The sequence below is a fragment of the Bradyrhizobium sp. NAS80.1 genome (assembly GCF_001908205.1).
Taxonomy (GTDB): Bacteria; Pseudomonadota; Alphaproteobacteria; order Rhizobiales; family Xanthobacteraceae; genus Bradyrhizobium.
In genome coordinates this window covers 1-602 of the sequence record NZ_LGHL01000437.1, presented here as the reverse complement: position 1 = coordinate 602, position 602 = coordinate 1, and the positions used below count along the sequence as shown (strand labels likewise).

Here is a 602-nt window from a genome sequence, read left to right as displayed (position 1 = left end):
TTTTTCGGGCAACGGCAACCTTGGCTTTGCGCAGACCGCTTCGCTTCGCGAGCCGAATGCCCCAGGCTTTGAGCGGCGACCATTTTGCTACGCGGGTGAGCAGTACGTTGGCTACTTCGTAGAGATAGCCGCGCAACATCTTGTCGCCACACTTTGAGATTCGACCCGTCCAGTCGATCTCGCCAGAAGCGTACCGTCGAGTCGTTAATCCGACATAGGCTCCGACGCTTCTTGACCTTTTGAAGCGGCTAGGGTCATCGATCGTTGCAAGAAAGCAAAGAGCCGTGACAGGACCAATGCCAGGTGCCGTCATAAACTGTCGCACTTGAGCATTGTTGCGTGCAAGCTGCATGACTCTACGGTCGAGATCCGCGATCTGCTGCTCGATAGCCACTCGTGCGGTGAGTAGCGGCGTTACCGCAACGGCGAGTTCCGGTCGCTCTTCGATGAGCTCTTCAGCACGCAATGCGAATGTGTTCAACTTCGCCGGGCCAATAACAAGCCCAAGGTTCTTCAGGAGCCCGCGGACTTGATTTTCGAGATCCCGCTTGATCTTGACGAGCAATGCCCGGCTCACCAGGAGAGCCTTGACGGTGTGACTG

Annotated in this window: 1 protein-coding gene; it reads right to left on the bottom strand. The window is 56.5% G+C overall.

Annotation, left to right across the window (positions count from 1 at the left end):
• The coding region (locus AC629_RS44080; protein WP_245332211.1) for a transposase at positions 1-565 on the bottom strand (565 nt) is incomplete at its 3' end.
• Positions 566-602: the final 37 nt, after the last annotated feature.